A 20,916-nucleotide genomic window follows, 5' to 3' on the forward strand; every position below is an offset into this window, starting at 1 on the left:
CATGCGCCGCCTCGACCTGGAATTCCAACCCCGCCACAGCAGCCCCCTGGCCTGGTCGTTGCTGGCCCTGGGCGGCGCCGTGCTGGCCGTGCTGGTGCTGGCCCAGCAGCAACTGGTGAGCGAGCAGGTGCACCTGGAAGGCCGCGTGCACCAACTCGAACTCAAGCTTGGCCGACGCCCGGCCACCGCCGCGGTGCAGAGCAGCGCGGTGATCCGCGAGCAGGCCGAGCGCCTGGCGCAGATGCGCAGCGTCTCGCAGCAGTTGCAGCGGCCATGGCAGCAGCTGTTCGCCATGCTCGAGGCGATGCCGCAGGAAGACGTGGCGCTGCTCAGCCTTACCCCCGACGCCCGCAAAGGCCAGGTACGCATCAGTGCCGAGGCGCGCAACCTCGAGGCCATGCTGCAGTACCACCAGCGCCTGGAGCGCAGCGCCGAGCTGTCGGACGTGTCGCTGCTCAACCACGAGGTGGTGGCCGGGCAGGTCGAGCATCCGGTGCGCTTCAACCTCACCGCCACCTGGGAGACCGGCCATGCGCGTCCGTAGCCTGATCGTCCATGAAGCGCTGCGGCGCCTGGGCCGGGCAGGGCTGGCCGCGGTGCTGGTCGGCGGCCTGGCCCTGGCAGTCGCCCTGGCCGGGGTGCTGCCCCAATGGCAAGCGGTGCGCGAACTGCGTGCCAGCGAGGCCGATGCCAGCGTCCAGGTGCAGCGCCTGGCGCGTGGCGAGCTCAAGGTGCAGGCCAAGCCCGAGCAGCAGGCGCTGGACGACCTGCGCCAGCAACTGCCCGGCCAGCCCCAGGCCAGCGAGCTGATCGAGCGCCTGTACCACCTGGCCAGCGCCGAGCGCATCAGCCTGGCCCGGGGCGAGTACGCCCTGGGCGTTGACCCGAAGACCCAGCTGGCGCGCTACCAGATCGTCCTGCCGGTGCGCGGCAGCTACCCGCAGATCCGTGGCTTTCTCAAGGCACTGCTCGGCCAACTGCCGACCTTGGTGCTGGAAGACCTCGAACTGCAACGCAAGCGGATCGGTGACCGGGAACTGACCGGCCGTGTGCGCATGACCCTTTACCTGTCGAGGTCGTGATGAACACTCAGCGTGCGGTGATGTGGGCCGGGTTCCTGGGGTTGAGCGCGGCGCTGGCCTGGGCGCCGGGGCGCTGGTTCGGCGTGGTGGAGGATGAGCTGGCAGGCCCTGTCACGGAGCAAACCCGCCCCCAAGCGACACCCACGAACGTGGGAACGGGCTTGCCCCGCGATGAAGCCAAAAGCCCTTCACGCGACCTGTTCCCCAGCCAGCAATGGACCCCACCCCAGGCCCTGGCCACCGTCACCGAACAACCCGTGGTCAACACCCCGGAACCCGCCGCACCTACCGCCCCGACGCTGCCGTTTCGTTTCATCGGTCGCATGGGTGAGCGCGACGACCTGCAGATCTTCCTGCAGAGCGGCGAAAAGCTCTACGTCGTGCGCCAGGGCGATGTGATCGACGACACCTACCGTCTGGACCGCGTCTCGGCCACCGAGCTGAGCCTGGTCTACCTGCCACTGCATCAGCCACAGACCCTGTCTGTCGGGAGCGCACCATGAAACCGTCGAAGTTGTGCAAGCCTGCGCCGTTCGTGCTCCTGGCCCTGTGCGTGGCCATCGCCGGATGCGGCTCGAGCGCCGCGCGCAAGGACAGCCAGGAACTGATCAAGGAAGGCCAGTACGAGGCCGGCATCGCTCGCCTGGAAGAAGCCCTGCGCGAAGATCCGCGCGACACCGAGCTGAACATCGCCCTGGCCCACGGCCGCCAGGCCGCGGTCGAGGCACTGCTGACCCAGGCCGACAGCGACCGCGTGCGCCACGACTTCGCCGGCGCGCGCATGGGCTACGGTCGGGTGCTGACCATCGAGGCGAACAACCGCCGTGCCCAGGAGGGCATCCGCCAGCTGGAGCTGATCCGCACCCTCGACGACCGTGTCGCCCTTGGCCAGGCTGCATTGCGCCAGGGCGACCTGTTCGGCGCCGAGCGCTACATGCGCGAGGTGCTGCGCCTCGACCCGCAGAACCAGAAGGGCCAGATGCTGCGCAGCGACATCGAGAACGTCCAGGCCCGTACCGCCACGCCTTACCCGCAACTGCGCAGCAAGCTGGAGCGCCCGGTTACCCTGGAGTTTCGCGATGCCGACCTGAAGACCATCTTCGAGGTGCTGGCCCAGGTCGCCGGGATCAACTTCATCTTCGACAAGGACCTGCGCCCGGACATGAAGGCCACCATCTTCGTGCGCGAGGTGCGCATCGAGGATGCCGTGGCCCTGCTGCTGGAGCAGAACCAGCTGCGCCAGAAGATCGTCAACGACAACACCTTGCTGCTCTACCCGGACTCGCCGCAGAAGACCAAGGACTACCAGGAACTGGTCATGCGCACCTTCTACCTGACCAGCATCGACGCCAACACCGCGCTGAACATGGTCAAGACCATGCTCAAGACCCGCGACGTGTTCGTCGACGAGCGCCTCAACACCCTGACCATGCGCGACACCCCCGACGCCGTGCGCATGGCCGAGAAGCTGCTGCAGTCCCAGGACCAGTCCAACCCCGAGGTGGTGCTGGAAGTGGAGGTGATGGAAGTGGCCACTTCGCGCATCCTCGACCTCGGCCTGCAATGGCCCAACACCTTCGGCGTGCTGACCAGCGACGGCAAGTCGGTGAGCGTGCTCGACCAGCTGCGCGGCATCGACTCCAGCCGCATCAGCATCTCGCCGGCGCCACAGGCCAAGATCAATGCCCAGGACAAGGACATCAACACCCTGGCAAGCCCGGTGATCCGGGTCAGCAACCGCGAACAGGCGCGCATCCACATCGGTCAGCGGGTGCCGATCATCAGCGCCACCTCGGTGCCCTCGACCCAAGGCCCGGTGATCACCGAAAGCGTCACCTACCTGGATGTCGGCCTCAAGCTCGAAGTGCAGCCCACCGTGCACCTGAACAACGAGGTGGCGATCAAGGTGGCCCTGGAAGTGAGCAACGCCACGCCCCTGGAGGCCACGCGCCAGGGCACCATTCCGGTCCAGGTCGATACCCGCAACGCCCAGACCAGCCTGCGCCTGCACGATGGCGAGACCCAAGTGCTGGCCGGCCTGGTGCGCAACGACCACAACGCCAGCGGCAACAAGATCCCGGGGCTGGGCGACATTCCCGGCCTGGGCCGGCTGTTCGGCAGCAACAAGGACGACATGAGCAAGTCCGAACTGGTGCTGGCGATCACCCCGCGCATCGTGCGCAACCTGCCGTACCAGAGCCCGTCGGACATGGAGTTCGCCACTGGCACCGAGTCGGCCCTGCAGGTGCGCCAGCTGGCGCAACCGGCGCCGGCCAGCGCGCTGCCCGCCGACGCCCCGGCTGACGAGCCGGCCGCGGCGCCACTGGTAGAGGGGCAGATGGCCGTGGTGCCTGCCGCCGCGAGGCCACGGCCATGACACGCCGCCAGCAGGGTTTCAGCCTGATCGAAGTGGTACTGACCCTGGCATTGCTCGGGCTGCTCGCCACCATGGCCGCGCCCTTGACCGAGACCGTGGTGCGCCGGGGCAAGGAGCAGCAGCTGCGTGAGGCCCTGTATCAGCTGCGCGACGCCATCGACGCCTACAAGCGCGCCTTCGACGCCGGCTACATCGAGAAGCGCCTGAACGCCAGCGGTTATCCGCCGAACCTGCAGGTGCTGGTGGACGGCGTGCGCGATGTGCGCAGCGCCAAGGGTGCGAAGTTCTACTTCCTGCGTCGCATCCCCCACGACCCGCTGCGCGCCGCCAAGGACGACGACCAGGGCGGCTGGGGCCTGCGCGCCTACGACAGCGCGGCCGACAGCCCGCGTGAGGGCGAGGATGTGTTCGACGTGTATTCCAAGGCCAGCGGCAAAGGCCTGAACAACGTGCCCTACGGGCAATGGTGACGGCGATGAAAGCGAGCAGAGGCTTCACCCTCATCGAGCTGCTGGTGGTGATGGCGATCATCGCCACCCTGATGACCATCGCCATGCCGCGCTACTTCAACAGCCTGGAGGCCTCCCGCGAGGCCACCCTGCGCCAGAGCCTGGCGGTGCTGCGCGAGGCCCTGGATCACTACTACGGCGACACCGGGCACTACCCCGATTCGATCGACCAGCTGGTGGAGCAGCGCTACCTGCGCAACACCCCGGTCGATCCGATCACCGAGCGGCGCGATGCCTGGCAGCTGGTGCCGCCGCCCGAGGGCGTTTCCGGCGCGGTGGCCGACATCAAGAGCGGAGCAACCGGGAGGGCGCGCGATGGCAGCCTCTATGCCGAATGGTGAAGCCGGCTTCACCTACCTGGGCGTGCTGCTGCTGATCGCCGTCAGCAGCATGGCCCTGGCGGCCACCGGCACCCTGTGGGCCACCAGCCAGCAGCGCGAGCACGAGCGCCAGCTGCTGTGGGTGGGCGGCCAGTACGCCCAGGCCCTGCGCAGCTACTACCGCGCCTCGCCGGGCCTGGCCCAGTATCCGCAGGACCTTGGGGAACTGGTGGAAGACAACCGTTTCCCGTCGCCGCAGCGCCACCTGCGTCGGCTCTACCCGGACCCTGTCGGTGGCGGCGAAGAATGGGGCCTGTTGCGCGCGGTCGATGGCCGCATCACCGGGGTGTACAGCCGCTCCGACGCCGCGCCGCTCAAGCGCAGCGGTTTCGACGCCCAGTGGAGCGCCTTCGAGGGGCTGGAGCACTACAGCGACTGGCAGTTCGTCGCCGAGCAGGCCTTTGCCGAGAGCGCCGCTGGCGCCCGTCCACACGCCGGCCTGGGAGAAGCGCCATGAAACGCCTGGCCGCGCGGGTGTGCCTGTGCCTGGCCCTGTTGCATGGCCAGGCACAGGCCGGGGCCGAGGACGAGATGATGGGTTTCATCGTCGACAACACCATCTCGCACATCGGCCACGACTTCTATCACGCCTTCAGCGACCGGCTGCGCGCCACCAGCCGGCTCGACTTCAACCTGGTGGTGCGCGAACGCCCGGATGCCCGCTGGGGCAGCCTGGTGACGGTGGAGTACGAACGCGAGGTGCTGTACCGGCGCTTCCTGCCGCCCAACACCACGCAACTGAACGACGAGGCCATCGCGGCCGCCGACCTGGTCAGGCAGCAGATCATCCAGCGCAAATTGCAACGGCTGCTGCAGGACACAACCGATCTGGAGAGGGACGAGCTATGAGCAACCACCTTGCACGACGCATCGCCGCCTGCCTGCTGGCCGTCGGCCTCGGTGGCCAGGCCCTGGCCACCGAGCTGGTGTACACCCCGGTCAACCCGTCCTTCGGCGGCAATCCGATCAATGGCGCCTGGCTGTTGAACAACGCCCAGGCGCAGAACGACTACGACGATCCCGACCTCAAGGACCGCAGCTCGGCATTCGCCGGCACCTCGGCCCTGGAGCGCTTCAGCAACCAGCTCGAGTCGCGCCTGCTCGGGCAGTTGCTGGACAACATCAGCAACGGCAACACCGGCAGCATGTCCACCGACGCCTTCCTGATCGACGTGATCGACGATTCCGGGGCGCTGAGCATCAAGGTCACCGACCGGGCCACCGGGGAAGTCTCGATCATCGAGGTCAGCGGCCTGAACCCCTGAGAGGGACGGGTCTTTACTGGGGAGAGAACGCCATGAAACGCCTGCTGAGCACACTGCTGATCCTCACCGCCCTGGCTAGCCTGCAAGGTTGCGGCCTGCGCGAGCCGATGCCCGCCGAACAAGACCCTGAGACTCCGACGCTGACACCGCGGGCCTCGACCTACTACGACCTGGTCAACATGCCCCGGCCCCGTGGCCGGCTGATGGCGGTGGTATACGGCTTCCGCGACCAGACCGGGCAGTACAAGCCGACTCCGGCCAGCTCGTTCTCCACCAGTGTCACCCAGGGGGCGGCGAGCATGCTGATGGACGCCCTCAACGCCAGTGGCTGGTTCGTGGTGCTCGAGCGCGAGGGCCTGCAGAACCTGCTGACCGAGCGCAAGATCATCCGCGCCTCGCAGAAGAAGCCTGACGTTGCCGAGAACATCCAGGGCGAACTGCCGCCGTTGCAGGCGGCCAACCTGATGCTCGAGGGCGGCATCATTGCCTACGACACCAACGTGCGCAGCGGCGGCGAGGGCGCCCGCTACCTGGGCATCGGCCTGTCCCGCGAGTACCGGGTCGACCAGGTCACGGTCAACCTGCGGGCGGTGGACGTGCGCACCGGGCAGGTGCTGGCCAACGTGATGACCAGCAAGACCATCTACTCGGTCGGGCAGAACGCCGGGGTGTTCAAGTTCATCGAGTTCAAGAAGCTGCTCGAGGCCGAGGTCGGCTACACCACCAACGAGCCGGCGCAGCTGTGCGTGTTGTCGGCCATCGAAGCCGCGGTGGGCCACCTGCTGGCCCAGGGCATCGAGCGGCGGCTGTGGCAGGTGGCCGGGGACGGGGCGGGGGACAAGGCGGTGCTGGACAAGTACCTGAGTCAGTACCAGCAGCAGTAGCGGGCAACGGGGGCACGTGGTCCGTCGACGCCCCCGGCAGTCGGCATTTCAAAGCAAATCAAACTTTGCAGCCGTGGCGGTATCTCCATTGAACGCAACCAGGAGAAATCACCATGTCAGATCCACGCCAATCGCCGGCCAAGCAGGGCCCGCACTCATCCGAGCAGGCCACCGCGCCCGACGACCTCGGCTTCGACCCGGACTCGCCGGATGTCGATGACCCGCAGGTTGATCCCCAGGGGCCGGCCAAGCCACCGAGGGATGTCGAAAAGGAGGCCTGAATCATTCGGCGCATTGGTCATACAGCCGGCGTGCCAGAAGAATCGCCGGCATGTTCGACTCCGCCCACTGCGCCAGACGCTCCACCGTACCGCCCAGTGTCGCGCCCAGTTCGGTGAGGGCGTATTCGACGGTGGGCGGTACGCTCGGATGCACCTGGCGCTCCACCAGGCCGTCGCGTTCGAGCCGCTTCAGGGTTTGCGACAGCACCTTCTGCGATACACCGGCGATATCTCGGCGCAGCTGGTTGAAGCGCACCCGCTCACCGGCGCTGAGGCGGTCGATGAGCAACAGCACCCATTTGTCGGCGAGGCGATCGAGCACCAGGCGGGCCGGGCAATTCGGGGCGAACACGTCGTAGGCGGGGCATTCGCGGTAATGGGCCATGGGTTACTCCAAGGTAATCAGGTGAGTGAAAAGTGCCTTCTTGAGCGCCTGGGCGGGACTGGTTAGGCTTTTATCCATGGTTCGCGGCCGCGCCATACCCACCCGTTGAATGCACTGAAGGAAACTGAGATGAACACCGAACCCAAGGCTTCGGCGCTGCGTGCTGGCCGCTGGATCACCCTGTTGCTGCTGAGCGCGGCGGCCAATCCGGGCAATGCCGGCGAGCTGGTGACTCCGGCCACCCTGGTCGTGGACCGGAGCCTGCCCAAGGCCCAGCTGGAGCAGCAGATCCTCGCCGCCCGCCGCTACGACACCTTCTGGAACACCGGCGACGAGGCCATGGCCCGCGCCGCGCTGGCCAGCGACTTTCGCGACAACACCCTGCCACCGGGACGGCCACAGGGCGTGGAAGGGCCATTGAGCGCTTCCAGGGCATTTCGCGCAGCGGTGCCGGACCTGCGCTGCGAGGTGCTGCAGATGATCGTCGCAGGCGACCGGGTCACCGCGGCGCTGCGTTTCACCGGGCACTTCAGCGGCAAGCTGGGCGAGCACCAGGGGCAGGGCCAGGCCATCGATTTCATCGCCATGGATATCTACCGTGTCGCCGAGGGCCGGATCGCCGAGGACTGGCATCTGGAGGACAACCTTGCGTTCATGCGGCAGGCGGGGTTGGTTGGGCGTTGAATACCCGGGCCGGCCTTGATCCAGGGTTGTCAGGACTGGCCTCATCGCCGGCAAGCCGGCTCCCACAGGTTCAGTGCATGGCGTGACATTTGCGCGGTCGGTGTGGGAGCAAAGCCAGCTCTCACAGAGATGGCGCTTGGCTTGAGGGCGGCGCGGTCGGTGTGGGAGCCGGCTTGCCGGCGAAAGGGCGCTAAGCACCCCCTGTCGGTCAGGCGAACACCCGTGGCGGATTGACCGGCGTATCGGCCTGGGCAAGGGCCCAACGGGCAATCTCGTCCTTGCGCATGAACGCCACGCCGGCATGGCCGCGGGCATAGGTGAAGAACTGGTCCAGCGCGCGCACCACGGTAGGTGTGCCGCCGATGCGGTCATGCGCCGACAGCGACATCAGCCGGCGCCGTTGGCGGCCTTCGGCATAAAGCACGTCGAACTCGTCCTTGAGCTCCTGCAACAGCGCGGCGCCGGTCATCGCCGTGGACCCGGCAATACGACCGATGTCGTTGTTGCGCAGGGTGTAGGGCACTACCGCGAAAGGCTTGCCGCGCACCGGGATGATCGAGGGTTCGTCGCGGGCCAGGTCGTCGATGTGGTAGAGAAAGCCGAGGTCCTGGAGGATGTTCAACGTTTCGCGGGAGTGACGCATCCAGAACGCGTTGAAACCCACCGGGCGTTGGCCGGTGACGCGCTCGATGATGGCGCTGGCCTGCTCGTACTGGCGACGCTCCTCCGCCGGCGTCAGGCTGTACTGCGGAGCCCAGTGCAGGCCGTGCCCGGCGGCTTCGTGGCCGCGCCTGACCACCTCGGCCGCCAGCTCCGGGTAAGCCTCCACAGCCTTGCCGACCATGTGCGAAGTGACCTTGATGCCATGCCGGTCGAACAGCGCGAGCAGGCGCGGCACGCCTTCCAGCGGGCCGTAGCGGTACCAGCTGGGGGCGATGGTGTCGGGGTAGCGTGAATCCAGCGGCGGGAAGGGGCTTTCGGCGTGTTCCGGCTGGCCACCGGATTCGAATTGCAACGACACGGAAATCACCAGTTGCGCGCCATTGGGCCAGAACCCCTTGCCCTCGGCGCTATCGGGCGGCGCCCCGGTGCTGCCGCCTGGCTCTTTCGCCAGTACCGCGCCCGCCGCCACGGCGATGCCGCCGGCGAGGGTGCCTTTCATGAAATCTCTTCTGCTGGTCATCGGGTTGCTCCTGTGCGGGTGTCGATGCCGGGCAGTGTAATTAGCGAGGAAATCACCAATAATCAGGCGAAAGTCAAAATCATATTTCGGGAAAATCGAAAAGCATGCTGGATAACCTGGCGTTGTTCCTGACCATCATCGAAAAAGGCAGCCTGTCGGCGGCAGGCCGCGAGCGCGGGCTGTCACCGGCCACGGTGTCCGAGCGCCTGGCGGCGCTGGAGGCACACTACGGGGTGGCGCTGCTGACCCGCAGCACCCGTTCGCTGAGCCTGACCGACGCCGGCCGGCAACTCGCCGAGGGCGCACGGCGCCTGCTGGCCGAGGCCGACGAGCTGGAAAGCCGTCTCAGAGACGGCCAGCAGAAGATCTCCGGGTTGGTGCGCCTGAGCGCGCCGGTGGACCTTGGCCAGCACTGCATCGTGCCGCTGCTCGACCGTTTCCTGGCCGAGCATCCGCAAGTCTCGATCGACCTGGACCTGACCGATGGCTACGTCGACCTGGTGGGGCAGGGCATCGACTTCGCCATCCGCTACGGCACCCTGGCCGACAGTTCCCTGCGCGCACGGCCCCTGGGCGACAACCGCCGGGTGGTGTGCGCCGCGCCCGACTACTTGCATCGCCACGGCACGCCACTGCACCCGGACGACCTGGCCCACCACGATTGCATCGTCATGCGTTTCGGCATCCACGCCGAACGGGTCTGGCCATTTCGCCTGGACGGCGCGGCTTACCCGGTCGGCGTGCGCGGGCGGCGGGTTGCCAACAGCGGCGAGCAGGTGCGCCGCTGGGCGCTGGATGGGCACGGGCTGTGCCTGAAATCGCTTCGCGATGTGCGCGACGACCTCGACAATGGCCGATTGGTCGAAGTGCTGGAGGACTTCAGCGCCGGGCAAGTGGCGCTGCAGATCGTCTACGCGCCGACGCGGGTGCAGCCACGGCGGGTGCGCGCGTTGATGGAGGCAATCATCGAAGGCCTGCGCTAGCCCGCCCTGTGGCAGTTGGCCGAACCATTGCCACAGGGCGGACCGGCATCAGCCTTCGGCTTGTCTGGCGGCCTCGACACCGGCGGACGACAGCTTGATCGGGTAGTTGACGCTGAGCGCGTGTCCGGATTCGACATTCACGCTGCCATCGTGGATCAAGCCTTGCTCCTGCAGGGTCTTGAGCATGCCGGCCACGGCTTTCTCGCCGCGGTAGTTGTCCAGCACTTCCTTGCCCAGCCCTTGTGGGTGGGCGTGCAACAGGCGGGTCAGGACTTCCGAACGCAGTGCATCATTGCTCATGGGAGCCTCGCTTTTTCAGTGGGGCGGGTTACTGGCCGTGCTTGGCCTGTAGTTCCTTGGCATGCTTCAAGTGCTCTTCGAGCTTGGGCAGGGTCTCGCCGGCGAAAGCCTTGAGTTCGGCCTTGTCGGACGAGGCTGCCTCCTTCCTGAACAGTTCCACGGCTTTCTCGTGGGCCTCGACCTGGTTGTTGACATAGGAGCGGTCGAACGACTCGTCACGCCACTCCAGGATCATCTTCTTGACCTTGTCGGTCAGCGCCGCTTCATCGGGCACGCTGATGTCGAGTTTGCGGGCGATGTCGCCGAGCTTCTGGTTGGCCTGTGTGTGATCGGTGACCATCTGCTGGGCGAAGGTCTTGATTTGCGGGTCCTTGCTCTTGTCCAGCGCCAGCTTGCCGGTCACCACCTCGGCGATGCCGGCCTCGGTGGCGGCGTCGACGAAGTCGTCCGACGAGGCGGCCATGGCCTGTAGCGACGCCATGCCCAGCACCATGGAAAACCCGACCCGCTTGAGGAACAGATTGCTCATCTGTGACTCCTTATCCGTTGGCGCGACGTCAGTGTCGCGTACGGTTGAGGGCCGGCGGCGGGCAAAGGTTTAATTTTTCTGCGCGCTTTGAACCGATGATGACAAGCAAGGCTCACACCTTCAAAGGTGCAGAGGAACCCGACCATGAGCATCGAACGCAGCATTCCCGAACTCGAGGCCTGGTACGCCCAGTACGACGATGCCAGCTATCGGCGCGAATCGCCCGACGCCTATCACCATGAATTGCTGCGCACGGCCGAGGCGCTGCGCGATGATGGCGCGATCGACTGGGACGACTGGCTCAAGCTCAAGGAGCTGGCCGACCAGGCCCACCTGGGGGCACTGCAAGACGCGGTGCAGGCCCGCGTGGACGACCCCGACGCATGAAAGCGCTGAAGATAGCCACGTTCAATGTCAACGGCATCCGCAGCCGGCTCGACAACCTGCTGGCCTGGCTGGCGCGTGAGCAGCCCGACATCGTCTGCCTGCAGGAACTCAAGGCCAGCGACGCGCAGTTTCCCGGTGAGGCCATCGAGGCTGCCGGCTACGGCTGCCTGCACTTCGGCCAGGCGTCATGGAACGGGGTCGCCATCCTCGCCCGCGCCAGCCAGCCCCTGGAGGTGCGCCGCGGCTTGCCGGGCATGGAGGATGACGGCCAGAGCCGTTATATCGAGGCGGCGGTGCACGGCGTGCAGGTGGCCTGCCTGTACCTGCCCAACGGCAACCCGCAACCGGGCCCGAAGTTTGCCTACAAGTTGCGCTGGTTCGAATGCCTGATCGCCCATGCCGACACGCTGCGCGGCGCCGATCACCCTGTGTTGCTGGCGGGGGACTTCAACGTGGTGCCCACCGACCAGGACATCTACAACCCGAAATCGTGGCTCAAGGACGCGCTGCTGCAGCCCGAGTCACGCGCCTGCTACCAGCGTTTGCTGGCGCAGGGCTGGAGCGATGCGTTGCGGCAGTTGTACCCGCACGAGCGGGTCTACACCTTCTGGGACTATTTCCGTAACCACTGGCCGCGCAACGCCGGGCTGCGCATCGACCACCTGCTGCTCAACCCGGCCCTGGCGCCTTACCTGAAGGACGCCGGGGTCGACGCCTGGGTGCGCAACGAGGCGCACGCCAGCGACCACGCGCCGGTGTGGATCAGCCTCGGCACACGCAAGCGGCGCTGAACTATAGTCATTGGCGGCCAAGGGTCGATGACAAGGGACTTCAATGCGCGCAGTCAGGAAACAGACCGAGGACGGCCTCTTCCCGGTGACCGGCGAGGGCCGCGCCGTGTCGCTGTTCCGCCTGATGCTCAGCTTCATGGCGGTGGTGATGCTGGCTTTCGTGCTGGTGGAGGGCTGGCGGATCTGGCGCGACTACCGGCAGGTGTTCACCAATGCCGAAAACGCGGTCAGCAACCTGGCCCGGGCCACCGCCCAGCATGCCGAGGATGCCATCCGCCAGGTGGACGCGATCACCGCGGCCTTGGCCGAGCGCCTGGAGGGCGATGGCTTCGCCCATGTCGACCGACCGCGCCTGCACGCGTTGCTCAAGCAGCAGGCGCAGATCATGCCGCAACTGCATGGCCTGTTCGTCTATGGCCCCGACGGCGGCTGGATCGTCACCGACAAGGATGACGTGCCAGCGGGTGCCAACAATGCCGACCGAGATTATTTCATCTATCACCGCACCCATCCCGACCGTCAGGTGCGTATCGGCACGGTGGTGCGCAGCCGCTCCACGGGCGACCTGATCATCCCCATCTCGCGGCGCCTGGAAAATGCCGACGGCAGCTTTGCCGGGGTGTTGCTGGGGACCATCAAGGTCGACTGGTTCGTGCGCTACTACGGCGACTTCAAGATCGACGAACGTGGCGCCCTGGTGCTGGCCAAGCGCGACGGCACCATCCTCGTGCGCCGGCCGTTCGTCGAGCCGGTGATCGGCCGCAGCCTGGCGGCCAGCGACATCTTCCGCAAGTACCTGCCCCATACCAGCGAAGGGGTGGCCGAGGCGGTGGCGGTGGTCGATGGCACGCCGCGCCTGTACGGGTTTCGCGCACTGAGCAGCTACCCGCTGGTGGTGGAGGCGGGGTTGTCGCGCGAGTCGATCATCGCGCCGTGGCGCCATGACATGATCAAGTCGGTGGCGGTGCTGGTCCTGGTACTGATCGGCCTGGCCGGCTTCGGCTGGATCGTCCTGCGCCAGTTGCGCGAGCGCATCGCCATCGAGCGTGCCCTGCACCAGGCCCACCAGACCCTCAAGGCGCTGGCCCTGACCGACAGTCTGACCGGGCTGGGCAACCGCAGGCGGCTGGATGCGGTGCTGGAACCGGAGATACGCCGGGCGCGGCGACAGGGCTATGCCCTGGCCCTGGTGATGCTCGATCTGGACTGCTTCAAGTCCTACAACGACCGCTACGGGCATCCGGCCGGCGACCAGTGCCTGCGCCGCTTCGGCGAGCTGTTGCGCCAGGCGCTGAAACGCCCGGGCGACCTGGCGGTGCGTTATGGTGGCGAGGAGTTCACCTTGCTGCTGCCCGATACCGATGCCGCAGGGGCCAGCCAGATCGTGCAGGAGATCCTGCAGTTGCTGCGCCGGCAGGCCATCGAGCACGGTGGCAGTCCGTTCGGCCATGTCACGGCCAGCGCCGGAATTGCGGTGGGTGCGCCGACGTTGGCGACGGTGACCCCGGAAAACCTGATGGCGGCGGCGGATGCGGCGCTCTACCAGGCCAAGCGGCAGGGGCGTGATCGCTACTGCCTGGCGGCCAGTGTGGAGCAGCATCCGGCGCATTGAAGCCATCGCCTGAGGTCTGTCATGGCGCCAAGGCAGGGCCTTACTCCACCTCGACCAGCACCCCGTCACGGCCAATCCGATAGCGCGCCAGGTCCCGGGCCAGGGTCAGGTGCCCCTTGTAGTGCGCCAGCGCCTCATCGCGTACCTCCTCGATGGAACCGCCGCGCCCACCGCCCGACTGGTAGCGGGCGCTGAAGTGCGTCAGCACCAGGTTCTTCACCCCCACCATCTCGCCGAAGCGCGCCACAGCGGCGGCGGTGCTGTGCCCGAAGCTGGCCTGGGTGCGTTCGACCAACGGTTGGGTGAAGGTGGCTTCGTGGACCAGGACGTCAACGTTGGCGGCCAGTTCGCTCAACAATTCGGGGCGGTCGTTGTCACCACAGACGATGATGCGTTGCGCCGGGCGCGTCGGTTGCAGGTAGGCCTGCGGGTCGATCTGGCGACCTTCGTGCTCGACCGTTCGGCCACGGGCGATCTGCCCCCACAGCGGCCCGGCGGGGATGCCGTCGCCGCGCAGGCGCTCGGTGTCCAGGTGCGGTTGCGGGTCGCGCTCCTCGAACACGAAGCCGTAGGAGGGTACCCGGTGCGACAGCTCGACCACGCCGACCTGGATGTTACCGTGGCTCAAGCCACCAAAGGTCTCCAGCGCCTGCATCTGCAACTCGAAGGGCAGGTAGGTGTCGCTGACCTCCAGGCTCTGCCGGACCCAGGGGTGCAGGTCGGCCGGCAGGACCAGCACCAGTGGCTCCTTGCGCCCTGACATGCCGGCGCTGGCCAGCAGCCCCGGCAGGCCGAAGCAATGGTCGCCGTGTACATGGGTGATGAAGATGGCGCGCAGGTCGCGCACCGACAGCGGGCTGTGCAGCAGCTGATGCTGGGTGCCTTCGCCGCAATCGACCAGGAACCAACCGGTGCCGGTGGCCTCGATGACCGCGGTCGCGCTGACGTTGCGGGCCTTGGTGGGCACCCCGGAGGAGGTGCCCAGAAACTGCAGGTCCATTGCCTGACTCCTTGATTCGACGTTGTCGCGACCCCGCAGGGCGGGGCGCGCGGAGGCTAGCATGGTGCTGCCGGGCGAGCCAGCAGTGCTTTACCGGATCGCCCCAACATCGAGCTTACGCGCTACAAGGCCAGGCTAGTAGACACCGCCCTGGGCGATGGCGGCGGTCCCTGCCTTGAACGTGCCCGCCAACCCCTGCAAGCCGCGCATCAGCACCGTGGTGTCGACCCCCACCGCGACGAACGCCGCGCCCAGTTCGATGTAACGTCGGGCCAGCGTCGCGTCGGCGCTGAGAATACCTGCCGCCTTGCCGGCCCGCGCGATGCGCACGATGGCATCCTCGATGGCCGCCTGGACCTCAGGATGCCCCGGATTGCCCCGCTGGCCCATGGCGGCGCTGAGGTCGGCGGGGCCGATGAACACGCCATCGACACCTTCGACGGCACAGATCGCGTCGAGGTTGGCCAGCCCTTCGCGGTTTTCCACCTGCACCAGCAGGCACATCTGCTCGTCGGCCTGGTCCAGGTAGCCGGGGATGCTGTTCCAGCGCGACGCCCGCGCCAGCGCGCTGCCGACACCGCGCACGCCGTGGGGCGGGTAGCGCATCGCCCGCACCAGCTGACGTGCCTGCTCGGCGCTTTCGACCATGGGCACCAGCAGGGTCTGCACGCCGATATCGAGCAACTGCTTGATCAGCGCGGTATCGCCGATCACCGGGCGCACGATGGGCTGGGCCGGGTAGGGCGCCACCGCCTGCAACTGGCCGAGCAGGCTGCGCAGGTCGTTGGGCGCATGCTCGCCGTCGAGCAGCAGCCAGTCGAAGCCGGCGTTGGCCGCCAGCTCCGCGCAATATGGGTCGGCCAGGCCGAGCCACAGGCCGATCTGTGCCTGGCCGTCGCGCAGGCGTTGCTTGAAGGTGTTGATGGGCATGTGCATGGGCGCTCCTCAGACGAAACGGCAGGCGATCGAGCCAAGCTGGTCGTAGTCGACGTGAAAGGTGTCGCCGGGACGGGCGGCCACCGGGCGGGTGAACGAGCCGCCGAGAATGAGCTGGCCGGCTTCCAGGCTCACGTCATGTGCCGCCAGCTTGTTGGCCAGCCAGACCACGCCCTTGGCGGGGTGGTTGAGCACCGCCGCCGACACGCCGGATTCCTCGATCACGCCGTTGCGGTACAGCACCGCCGGGACCTTGCGCAGGTCGATATCGCCCGGCCGCACCGCACGCCCACCGATGACCACGCCAGCGTTGGCGGCGTTGTCGGAGATGGTGTCGAAGACCTTGCGGGTGACACCGCTGAGTGGGTCGACCTGCTGGATGCGCGCATCGATGATCTCCAGCGCCGGGATCACCCACTCGGTGGCGTCGAGCACCTCGAACAGGGTCACGTTCGGCCCCTTGAGCGGCTTGCCGAGGATGAACGCCAGTTCCACCTCGACCCGGGGCACGATGAAACGCTCGAAGGGAATGTCGCGGCCTTCCTCGAACAGCATGTCGTCGAGCAGCGCGCCGTAGTCTGGCTCGGTGATGTTCGAGGAGACCTGCATGGCCCGGGAGGTGAGGCCGATCTTGTGGCCGACCAGCTTGCGGCCATCCTTGATCTTCTGCGCCACCCAGGCACGCTGGATGGCGTAGGCGTCCTCGATGCCGATCGAGGGATGTTCCAGGGAAAACTGGCCGACCTGTTCGCGGGTGCGTTCGGCCTGGTCGAGGCGGGCGGCGGCTTGCTGGATGATACGGGCGTCGAGCATGGAGACCTCAGGGCTGGCGGGTGAACAGAGGGTGCAGGCTGCTGTGCTTGGCGTCGTAAACCTGGGCCTGGCTTTCGTCGATCTGCAGGGTCACGCCGACCGGGCGACGTTCCAGCAGCGCGTCCAGGTGCCGGCTCAACACCGCCAGCAGCGCGTCACCGACCTGCTGGTGCACCGCAGCGCTGCGGCCAGCGCCCATGCGCAGGTTGGCGTAGACGAAACCGTAGGCACCGCGGCCATCGGCGATTGCCGCATGGGCGGCGGGGTAGGCCAGCACACGTGTGCCGCCGGTGGGGAACACCTGGCGATGGTGTTCGTCGCGCTGGGCGAGCATGCAGTCGGCCAGGGCGCGGCATAGGCCTGGCATATCGGCGTCGGCTTCGATATCCGGGCTGTAGAGCAGGACCAGATGGGGCATGGTGATGCTCCTTACAGGCGGCTTGTGGAGGTGACGCCGGCCCGGTTCGAGGCCTGGGCGGCAGGGATCGCGCTGCCATCCTGCCGGGTGACCGGGAAGATCGCGTTGATCTGGCCGGTGCCGGAGGAGCCGAAGTACGGCGTCACCACCTCGGCCTTGCCGTCGTATTTCGACCAGCCGAGTGCGCCGAGCAACATGGCGGTGTCGTGCATGAAGCCTTCGCCGTGGCCCTTGACCGCGTACTCGGGCAGCATTGCGCAGAAATCGGCCCAGTCGCCGTCCTGCCACAGGCGCACCACGCGGTGGTCGAGGGTTTCCAGGAACGGGCTCCAGACCTTGGTGGCAAAGTCCGGGGCCTGGCCGTTCTGGGCGAAACGGTGCGACAGCGAGCCGCTGGCCAGGAAGGCCACGGTGCCGTCGTAGTGTTCCTCGACCGCCTTGCGCATGGCCCAGCCCAGGCGCGCGCTGTCGTTGAGGTAGTGCGAGGTGCACAGCGCCGAGACCGAGATCACCTTGAAGTGCTGGTCGGTGTTCATGTAGCGCATCGGCACCAGGGTGCCGTACTCAGGCGCCAGCGTGGTGGCGTCGTGGGCCATGGTTTCCACGCCCAGGCGATTGCACTCGTCGGCGAGGATGCGTCCCAGCTCGGGGTTGCCGGGGAAGCCGTAGTTCATGTTGGCGATGAAGTGCGGCAGTTCGTTGCTGGTGTACAGGCCTTCGAAGTGCGCGGCGCAGTTGATGTGGTAGTTGGCGTTGACCAGCCAGTGGGTGTCGAACACGACGAGGGTGTCGACGCCCAGTTCGCGGCAGCGCCGGCCGATCTCGAGGTGGCCGTCGATGGCCGCCTGGCGAAAGCCCTGGCGCGGGCCGGGCAGTTCGGACAGGTACATCGACGGCACGTGGGTGATCTTGGCGGCGAGAGCAAGTGTGCCCATGGGAGTCTCCGGTAACGAGTTGTTGTTATGTATCCATGGCGAGGGCTTCGCCCTCGTTTCGCCGGCAAGCCGACTCCCACAGTGTGCGGTGATCCCTGTGGGAGCCGGCTTGCCGGCGATGGGCTGCTCAGCAGCCCCGCGTTACACCCCCCAGCGCGGAATGTGATGGCTACCCATGGATATACACACGTTCTTTATCTCGGCGAAGACCTCGAAGCTGTATTGCCCGCCTTCGCGGCCGGTGCCCGAGCCCTTGACACCGCCGAACGGCTGGCGCAGGTCGCGCACGTTCTGGCTGTTGATGAACACCATGCCTGCCTCGATGCCACGGGCCAGGCGGTGGGCCTTGCCGATGTCCTGGGTCCAGATGTACGAGGCCAGGCCGTACTCGGTGTCGTTGGCCAGTTGCAGCGCCTCGGCCTCGTCCTTGAACGGGATCAGGCACACCACCGGGCCGAAGATCTCTTCCTGGGCGATGCGCATCTTGTTGTTCACATCGGCGAACACCGTCGGCTGGATGAACTGCCCCTTGGCCAGGTGCGCCGGCAATCCGGCCGGGCGTTCCAGGCCACCGGCCAGCAGGCGCGCGCCTTCTTCCAGGCCGATGCGGATATAGCCGGTGACCTTGTCGTAGTGCTGCTGGGTGATCATCGAACCGACCTGGGTCTTCGGGTCGGTCGGGTCACCGACGATCAGGCGCTTGGCACGGGCGGCGAACTCGGCAACGAACTGCGGATACACGCTCTCCTGGATGAAGATGCGGCTGCCGGCGGTGCAGCGTTCGCCGTTGAGCGAGAAAATGGTGAACAAGGCAGCGTCCAGCGCACGCTCGAGGTCGGCGTCCTCGAAGATCAGTACCGGCGATTTGCCGCCCAGTTCCATCGAGTACTTCTTCAGGCCGGCGGTCTGCATGATCTTCCGGCCAGTGGCGGTGCCGCCGGTGAAGGAGATGGCGCGCACGTCCGGGTGACGCACCAGGGCATCGCCGGCGGTGGCGCCGTAGCCCTGGATGACGTTGAGCACGCCATCCGGAATGCCGGCCTCCACGGCCAGGCGCCCCAGCTCATTGGCGGTCAGCGGCGACAGTTCGCTCATCTTCAGCACCGCGGTGTTGCCCAGGGCCAGGCACGGCGCGGTCTTCCAGGTGGCGGTCATGAACGGCACGTTCCACGGCGACACCAGCCCGCACACGCCCACTGGCTGGTACAAGGTGTAGTTGAGCATCTGGTCGTCCACCGGGTAGCTGTGGCCGTCCATGCGCGTGCACACTTCGGCGAAGAAGTCGAAATTGTGCGAGGCGCGGGGAATCAGCACGTTGCGCGTCTGGTGGATCGGCAGGCCGGTGTCCAGGGTTTCCAGCTCGGCCAGCTGCGGCACGTTCTGCTCGATCAGCTCACCCAGGCGGCGCATCAGGCGCGCGCGCTCCTTGGCGGGTGTATTGGCCCATTTCGGGAAGGCTTGCTTGGCCGCGGCTACGGCCAGGGCGACTTCCTCGGCGCCGCCACTGGCGACTTCGCCGATGGCCTCGCCGGTGGCCGGGTTGTAGTTGACGAAGGTGTCGCGGCTTTCGACTTCGCGGCCATCGATCCAGTGCTTGATCATGCTGTTGCCTCTTGTGCGTTGCGGGCGAAGAACTCGGCTTCGCTGACGATCCGGTTGACCAGGCGGCCGACGCCTTCCACTTCCACCACCACCTCGTCGCCCGGGACCACGTCGGCCAGGCCTTCCGGGGTGCCGGTGGCGATCATGTCGCCGGGTTGCAGGGTCATGAAACTGGAGAAGTATTCGATCAGGTAGGGGATGTCGAAGATCATGTCGGCCGTGGTGCCTTGCTGTTTCAGCTCGCCGTTGATCCACGTGCGCAGGGTCAGGTTCGACGGGTCCGGCACATCGGCGGTGTCGACGATCCACGGGCCTACCGGGGTGGTGGCGTCACGGTTCTTCACCCGCAGGTTGGGGCGGTAGTAGTTCTCCAGATAGTCGCGGATGGCGTAGTCGTTGCACACCGTGTAGCCGGCCAGGTAGTCGAGGGCGTCCTCGCGCTTGACGTTGCGCGCCGGCTTGCCGATCACCGCCACCAGCTCGCACTCGTAGTGCATGTACTTGACGTTGTCCGGGCGCCAGCTGACCTGGTCGTGCCCGGTGTAGGTGCCGGGCGACTTGACGAAGGCCAGCGGCTCGGTGGGCGGTGTGAAGGCCAGCTCGGCGGCATGGTCGGCGTAGTTCAGGCCCAGGGCGAACATACTGCCGGTAGCCGGTGGCAGCCAGGTGACCTGGTCGGCGTCTACCAGGCGACCATCGGCCAGGCGCAGTCGCTGGTCGTTTTCGACGGTGACCGCGTGGACCTGGCCGTCGAACTGGATACGGGCGTGCTTCATGGGACGAGTCCTTGTTCGGCGACGATGGGGTTGGTCAGCTGGCCGAGGCCGTCGATCTCGACCGTCACCCGGTCACCGGGCAGCACATCGACACGGCCTTCCGGGGTGCCGGTAATCAGCACGTCGCCGGCATGCAGGGTCATGAACTCGCTGATCTCGGCGATCAGCCGGGCCACGCCGCGCACGCAGTTGGCGGTGCTGTTCTGCTGGCGCAGCTCACCGTTGACCCACAGGCGAATGCCCAGCGCGTCAGGGTTGCCGACCTGCGCGGCCGGCACCAGTTGCGGGCCGAGCGGGCAGAAACCGTCGCGGCATTTGGCCTTGACCGCCGGGCGGTAGTAGCTGTCTTCGGGCAGGCTGAACTCGTTGACGATGGTGTAGCCCGCCACGTGGTCCAGGGCGTTGTCCAGGCTGACGCGACTGGCGTCCTTGCCGATGACCACGCCCAGTGCAGGGCCCGCTTGCAGGCGTTCGACTGCCGAGGGGTAGGTCACTGGCTGAGCGTGACCGTTGCGGGTGTTGGGCGTCTTGATGAACAGCACCGGCTTGACCGGCGGTTGCTGGTACGGCGCTTCGTGGAAGGACGCCAGATGTTGTTGCAGCAGGCCCTGGTAGTTCAGGGCGACGCCGAACAGGCTGCCGCTGGCGACCTCGTGCAAGGCACGGCTCATGCATTTCTCCTGCGGTGGGCGAAGCGACCGGGGGCGCTTCGTGGTGTTTTTGTTAATGTGTTAACGTTATATTTAATATGTTAACGATCGTCAAGGCATTCGCCGCTGGTCGGTGGTGCTAGGATGATTTCCC

Annotated in this window: 28 protein-coding genes; 16 read left to right on the forward strand and 12 right to left on the reverse strand. The window is 66.8% G+C overall.

Annotated features, from left to right (window positions below):
* Position 1: 1 nt before the first annotated feature.
* The 11 genes from LOY42_RS12295 to LOY42_RS12345 all read left to right on the forward strand — a co-directional run bounded on the left by LOY42_RS12295 (position 2) and on the right by LOY42_RS12345 (position 6,778).
* The gene (locus LOY42_RS12295) at positions 2-544 is read left to right on the forward strand and encodes a pilus assembly protein (protein WP_046855693.1); all 543 of its coding nucleotides are present in this window, start codon (positions 2-4) and stop codon (positions 542-544) included.
* A complete protein-coding gene (pilO, locus tag LOY42_RS12300) occupies positions 531-1,082 on the forward strand; it encodes a type 4a pilus biogenesis protein PilO (protein WP_198754290.1) in 552 nt (183 codons plus the stop codon). The genes LOY42_RS12295 and pilO overlap by 14 nt, the downstream gene beginning before the upstream one ends.
* Entirely contained in the window at positions 1,082-1,585 is a 504-nt protein-coding gene (locus tag LOY42_RS12305) for a hypothetical protein (protein ID WP_258600833.1), read from the forward strand. Before pilO ends, LOY42_RS12305 begins: the two co-directional genes overlap by 1 nt.
* Positions 1,582-3,459 carry a secretin N-terminal domain-containing protein gene (locus LOY42_RS12310; RefSeq protein ID WP_046855690.1) on the forward strand — a complete coding sequence of 626 codons (1,878 nt, stop codon included), beginning with the start codon at positions 1,582-1,584 and terminating at the stop codon, positions 3,457-3,459. The genes LOY42_RS12305 and LOY42_RS12310 overlap by 4 nt, the downstream gene beginning before the upstream one ends.
* Entirely contained in the window at positions 3,456-3,929 is a 474-nt protein-coding gene (locus LOY42_RS12315) for a type II secretion system protein (RefSeq protein WP_258600835.1), read from the forward strand. The genes LOY42_RS12310 and LOY42_RS12315 overlap by 4 nt, the downstream gene beginning before the upstream one ends.
* Before the next feature lie 5 nt (positions 3,930-3,934).
* Complete coding sequence (locus tag LOY42_RS12320) at positions 3,935-4,309, forward strand: type II secretion system protein (protein WP_102685110.1); 375 nt, start codon at positions 3,935-3,937, stop codon at positions 4,307-4,309.
* Positions 4,284-4,805 (forward strand): type II secretion system protein, encoded by a 522-nt coding sequence (locus LOY42_RS12325; RefSeq protein WP_111532336.1) that lies wholly within the window; start codon positions 4,284-4,286, stop codon positions 4,803-4,805. The genes LOY42_RS12320 and LOY42_RS12325 overlap by 26 nt, the downstream gene beginning before the upstream one ends.
* Entirely contained in the window at positions 4,802-5,197 is a 396-nt protein-coding gene (csgE, locus tag LOY42_RS12330) for a curli production assembly/transport protein CsgE (protein ID WP_102685112.1), read from the forward strand. Before LOY42_RS12325 ends, csgE begins: the two co-directional genes overlap by 4 nt.
* A complete protein-coding gene (locus LOY42_RS12335) occupies positions 5,194-5,613 on the forward strand; it encodes a curli assembly protein CsgF (RefSeq protein WP_198754288.1) in 420 nt (139 codons plus the stop codon). Before csgE ends, LOY42_RS12335 begins: the two co-directional genes overlap by 4 nt.
* 32 nt (positions 5,614-5,645) lie before the next feature.
* Entirely contained in the window at positions 5,646-6,497 is an 852-nt protein-coding gene (locus LOY42_RS12340; RefSeq protein WP_110704246.1) for a CsgG/HfaB family protein, read from the forward strand.
* Between the two features lie 113 nt (positions 6,498-6,610).
* Positions 6,611-6,778 carry a DUF6021 family protein gene (locus LOY42_RS12345; RefSeq protein ID WP_173862475.1) on the forward strand — a complete coding sequence of 56 codons (168 nt, stop codon included), beginning with the start codon at positions 6,611-6,613 and terminating at the stop codon, positions 6,776-6,778.
* 1 nt (position 6,779) lies between these two features.
* Here LOY42_RS12345 and LOY42_RS12350 read toward each other — a convergent pair whose 3' ends face one another.
* Positions 6,780-7,163, reverse strand: coding sequence for a helix-turn-helix domain-containing protein (locus tag LOY42_RS12350; protein WP_102685114.1), 384 nt, complete (start codon positions 7,161-7,163; stop codon positions 6,780-6,782).
* Positions 7,164-7,292: 129 nt separating this feature from the next.
* Here LOY42_RS12350 and LOY42_RS12355 point away from each other — a divergent pair, with 129 nt between their 5' ends.
* Positions 7,293-7,847 carry an ester cyclase gene (locus LOY42_RS12355; protein WP_139671134.1) on the forward strand — a complete coding sequence of 185 codons (555 nt, stop codon included), beginning with the start codon at positions 7,293-7,295 and terminating at the stop codon, positions 7,845-7,847.
* 208 nt (positions 7,848-8,055) lie between these two features.
* Here LOY42_RS12355 and LOY42_RS12360 read toward each other — a convergent pair whose 3' ends face one another.
* Positions 8,056-9,030 (reverse strand): polysaccharide deacetylase family protein, encoded by a 975-nt coding sequence (locus LOY42_RS12360; protein WP_139671131.1) that lies wholly within the window; start codon positions 9,028-9,030, stop codon positions 8,056-8,058.
* A gap of 104 nt (positions 9,031-9,134) precedes the next feature.
* Between LOY42_RS12360 and LOY42_RS12365 the strand changes: the two genes are divergently transcribed.
* Positions 9,135-10,013, forward strand: a complete 879-nt coding sequence (locus LOY42_RS12365; protein ID WP_102685117.1) for a LysR family transcriptional regulator — start codon at positions 9,135-9,137, stop codon at positions 10,011-10,013.
* A 48-nt stretch (positions 10,014-10,061) separates the two neighbouring features.
* On the opposite strand, the gene LOY42_RS12370 is transcribed toward LOY42_RS12365, so the two are convergent.
* The gene (locus LOY42_RS12370) at positions 10,062-10,313 is read right to left on the reverse strand and encodes a hypothetical protein (RefSeq protein ID WP_102685118.1); all 252 of its coding nucleotides are present in this window, start codon (positions 10,311-10,313) and stop codon (positions 10,062-10,064) included.
* A gap of 28 nt (positions 10,314-10,341) precedes the next feature.
* On the reverse strand, positions 10,342-10,842 hold the full coding sequence (locus tag LOY42_RS12375; protein ID WP_023631357.1) for a DUF4142 domain-containing protein: 501 nt from the start codon (positions 10,840-10,842) through the stop codon (positions 10,342-10,344).
* 144 nt (positions 10,843-10,986) lie between these two features.
* On the opposite strand from LOY42_RS12375, the gene LOY42_RS12380 reads away from it, so the two are divergent.
* Genes LOY42_RS12380 through LOY42_RS12390 form a run of 3 tightly spaced genes read left to right on the forward strand, consistent with a single transcriptional unit; the run spans position 10,987 to position 13,632 of the window.
* A complete protein-coding gene (locus LOY42_RS12380) occupies positions 10,987-11,229 on the forward strand; it encodes a hypothetical protein (RefSeq protein ID WP_102685119.1) in 243 nt (80 codons plus the stop codon).
* Positions 11,226-12,020 (forward strand): exodeoxyribonuclease III, encoded by a 795-nt coding sequence (gene xth / locus LOY42_RS12385; RefSeq protein ID WP_258600842.1) that lies wholly within the window; start codon positions 11,226-11,228, stop codon positions 12,018-12,020. Before LOY42_RS12380 ends, xth begins: the two co-directional genes overlap by 4 nt.
* Before the next feature lie 43 nt (positions 12,021-12,063).
* On the forward strand, positions 12,064-13,632 hold the full coding sequence (locus LOY42_RS12390) for a sensor domain-containing diguanylate cyclase (protein ID WP_139671123.1): 1,569 nt from the start codon (positions 12,064-12,066) through the stop codon (positions 13,630-13,632).
* Between the two features lie 40 nt (positions 13,633-13,672).
* Here LOY42_RS12390 and LOY42_RS12395 read toward each other — a convergent pair whose 3' ends face one another.
* From LOY42_RS12395 to LOY42_RS12430, 8 genes are all read right to left on the reverse strand, one after another.
* Complete coding sequence (locus LOY42_RS12395; RefSeq protein ID WP_139671120.1) at positions 13,673-14,632, reverse strand: ribonuclease Z; 960 nt, start codon at positions 14,630-14,632, stop codon at positions 13,673-13,675.
* A gap of 135 nt (positions 14,633-14,767) precedes the next feature.
* A complete protein-coding gene (gene hpaI, locus LOY42_RS12400) occupies positions 14,768-15,568 on the reverse strand; it encodes a 4-hydroxy-2-oxoheptanedioate aldolase (RefSeq protein WP_139671117.1) in 801 nt (266 codons plus the stop codon).
* A gap of 9 nt (positions 15,569-15,577) precedes the next feature.
* The gene (gene hpaH, locus LOY42_RS12405) at positions 15,578-16,381 is read right to left on the reverse strand and encodes a 2-oxo-hept-4-ene-1,7-dioate hydratase (protein ID WP_139671114.1); all 804 of its coding nucleotides are present in this window, start codon (positions 16,379-16,381) and stop codon (positions 15,578-15,580) included.
* A gap of 7 nt (positions 16,382-16,388) precedes the next feature.
* A complete protein-coding gene (locus LOY42_RS12410) occupies positions 16,389-16,799 on the reverse strand; it encodes a 5-carboxymethyl-2-hydroxymuconate Delta-isomerase (RefSeq protein WP_258600854.1) in 411 nt (136 codons plus the stop codon).
* Positions 16,800-16,810: 11 nt separating this feature from the next.
* Positions 16,811-17,734: a 3,4-dihydroxyphenylacetate 2,3-dioxygenase gene (gene hpaD, locus LOY42_RS12415; protein ID WP_258600856.1), complete on the reverse strand. Its 924-nt coding sequence runs from the start codon at positions 17,732-17,734 to the stop codon at positions 16,811-16,813.
* 141 nt (positions 17,735-17,875) lie between these two features.
* Positions 17,876-19,336, reverse strand: a complete 1,461-nt coding sequence (gene hpaE / locus LOY42_RS12420) for a 5-carboxymethyl-2-hydroxymuconate semialdehyde dehydrogenase (RefSeq protein WP_139671111.1) — start codon at positions 19,334-19,336, stop codon at positions 17,876-17,878.
* On the reverse strand, positions 19,333-20,112 hold the full coding sequence (locus LOY42_RS12425; protein WP_139671108.1) for a fumarylacetoacetate hydrolase family protein: 780 nt from the start codon (positions 20,110-20,112) through the stop codon (positions 19,333-19,335). The genes hpaE and LOY42_RS12425 overlap by 4 nt, the downstream gene beginning before the upstream one ends.
* Positions 20,109-20,783, reverse strand: a complete 675-nt coding sequence (locus tag LOY42_RS12430) for a fumarylacetoacetate hydrolase family protein (RefSeq protein WP_139671104.1) — start codon at positions 20,781-20,783, stop codon at positions 20,109-20,111. The genes LOY42_RS12425 and LOY42_RS12430 overlap by 4 nt, the downstream gene beginning before the upstream one ends.
* Between the last annotated feature and the right edge of the window lie 133 nt (positions 20,784-20,916).

The sequence above is a fragment of the Pseudomonas sp. B21-023 genome, from assembly GCF_024749165.1.
Lineage (GTDB): Bacteria > Pseudomonadota > Gammaproteobacteria > Pseudomonadales > Pseudomonadaceae > Aquipseudomonas.

Bases quoted from the DNA above. Each gene is read 5' to 3' on its own strand.
- LOY42_RS12295 (WP_046855693.1), top strand. From the start codon at position 2: ATGCGCCGCCTCGACCTGGAATTCCAACCCCGCCACAGCAGCCCCCTG.
- pilO (WP_198754290.1), top strand. From the start codon at position 531: ATGCGCGTCCGTAGCCTGATCGTCCATGAAGCGCTGCGGCGCCTGGGC.
- LOY42_RS12305 (WP_258600833.1), top strand. From the start codon at position 1,082: ATGAACACTCAGCGTGCGGTGATGTGGGCCGGGTTCCTGGGGTTGAGC.
- LOY42_RS12310 (WP_046855690.1), top strand. From the start codon at position 1,582: ATGAAACCGTCGAAGTTGTGCAAGCCTGCGCCGTTCGTGCTCCTGGCC.
- LOY42_RS12315 (WP_258600835.1), top strand. From the start codon at position 3,456: ATGACACGCCGCCAGCAGGGTTTCAGCCTGATCGAAGTGGTACTGACC.
- LOY42_RS12320 (WP_102685110.1), top strand. From the start codon at position 3,935: ATGAAAGCGAGCAGAGGCTTCACCCTCATCGAGCTGCTGGTGGTGATG.
- LOY42_RS12325 (WP_111532336.1), top strand. From the start codon at position 4,284: ATGGCAGCCTCTATGCCGAATGGTGAAGCCGGCTTCACCTACCTGGGC.
- csgE (WP_102685112.1), top strand. From the start codon at position 4,802: ATGAAACGCCTGGCCGCGCGGGTGTGCCTGTGCCTGGCCCTGTTGCAT.
- LOY42_RS12335 (WP_198754288.1), top strand. From the start codon at position 5,194: ATGAGCAACCACCTTGCACGACGCATCGCCGCCTGCCTGCTGGCCGTC.
- LOY42_RS12340 (WP_110704246.1), top strand. From the start codon at position 5,646: ATGAAACGCCTGCTGAGCACACTGCTGATCCTCACCGCCCTGGCTAGC.
- LOY42_RS12345 (WP_173862475.1), top strand. From the start codon at position 6,611: ATGTCAGATCCACGCCAATCGCCGGCCAAGCAGGGCCCGCACTCATCC.
- LOY42_RS12350 (WP_102685114.1), bottom strand. From the start codon at position 7,163: ATGGCCCATTACCGCGAATGCCCCGCCTACGACGTGTTCGCCCCGAAT.
- LOY42_RS12355 (WP_139671134.1), top strand. From the start codon at position 7,293: ATGAACACCGAACCCAAGGCTTCGGCGCTGCGTGCTGGCCGCTGGATC.
- LOY42_RS12360 (WP_139671131.1), bottom strand. From the start codon at position 9,030: ATGACCAGCAGAAGAGATTTCATGAAAGGCACCCTCGCCGGCGGCATC.
- LOY42_RS12365 (WP_102685117.1), top strand. From the start codon at position 9,135: ATGCTGGATAACCTGGCGTTGTTCCTGACCATCATCGAAAAAGGCAGC.
- LOY42_RS12370 (WP_102685118.1), bottom strand. From the start codon at position 10,313: ATGAGCAATGATGCACTGCGTTCGGAAGTCCTGACCCGCCTGTTGCAC.
- LOY42_RS12375 (WP_023631357.1), bottom strand. From the start codon at position 10,842: ATGAGCAATCTGTTCCTCAAGCGGGTCGGGTTTTCCATGGTGCTGGGC.
- LOY42_RS12380 (WP_102685119.1), top strand. From the start codon at position 10,987: ATGAGCATCGAACGCAGCATTCCCGAACTCGAGGCCTGGTACGCCCAG.
- xth (WP_258600842.1), top strand. From the start codon at position 11,226: ATGAAAGCGCTGAAGATAGCCACGTTCAATGTCAACGGCATCCGCAGC.
- LOY42_RS12390 (WP_139671123.1), top strand. From the start codon at position 12,064: ATGCGCGCAGTCAGGAAACAGACCGAGGACGGCCTCTTCCCGGTGACC.
- LOY42_RS12395 (WP_139671120.1), bottom strand. From the start codon at position 14,632: ATGGACCTGCAGTTTCTGGGCACCTCCTCCGGGGTGCCCACCAAGGCC.
- hpaI (WP_139671117.1), bottom strand. From the start codon at position 15,568: ATGCACATGCCCATCAACACCTTCAAGCAACGCCTGCGCGACGGCCAG.
- hpaH (WP_139671114.1), bottom strand. From the start codon at position 16,381: ATGCTCGACGCCCGTATCATCCAGCAAGCCGCCGCCCGCCTCGACCAG.
- LOY42_RS12410 (WP_258600854.1), bottom strand. From the start codon at position 16,799: ATGCCCCATCTGGTCCTGCTCTACAGCCCGGATATCGAAGCCGACGCC.
- hpaD (WP_258600856.1), bottom strand. From the start codon at position 17,734: ATGGGCACACTTGCTCTCGCCGCCAAGATCACCCACGTGCCGTCGATG.
- hpaE (WP_139671111.1), bottom strand. From the start codon at position 19,336: ATGATCAAGCACTGGATCGATGGCCGCGAAGTCGAAAGCCGCGACACC.
- LOY42_RS12425 (WP_139671108.1), bottom strand. From the start codon at position 20,112: ATGAAGCACGCCCGTATCCAGTTCGACGGCCAGGTCCACGCGGTCACC.
- LOY42_RS12430 (WP_139671104.1), bottom strand. From the start codon at position 20,783: ATGAGCCGTGCCTTGCACGAGGTCGCCAGCGGCAGCCTGTTCGGCGTC.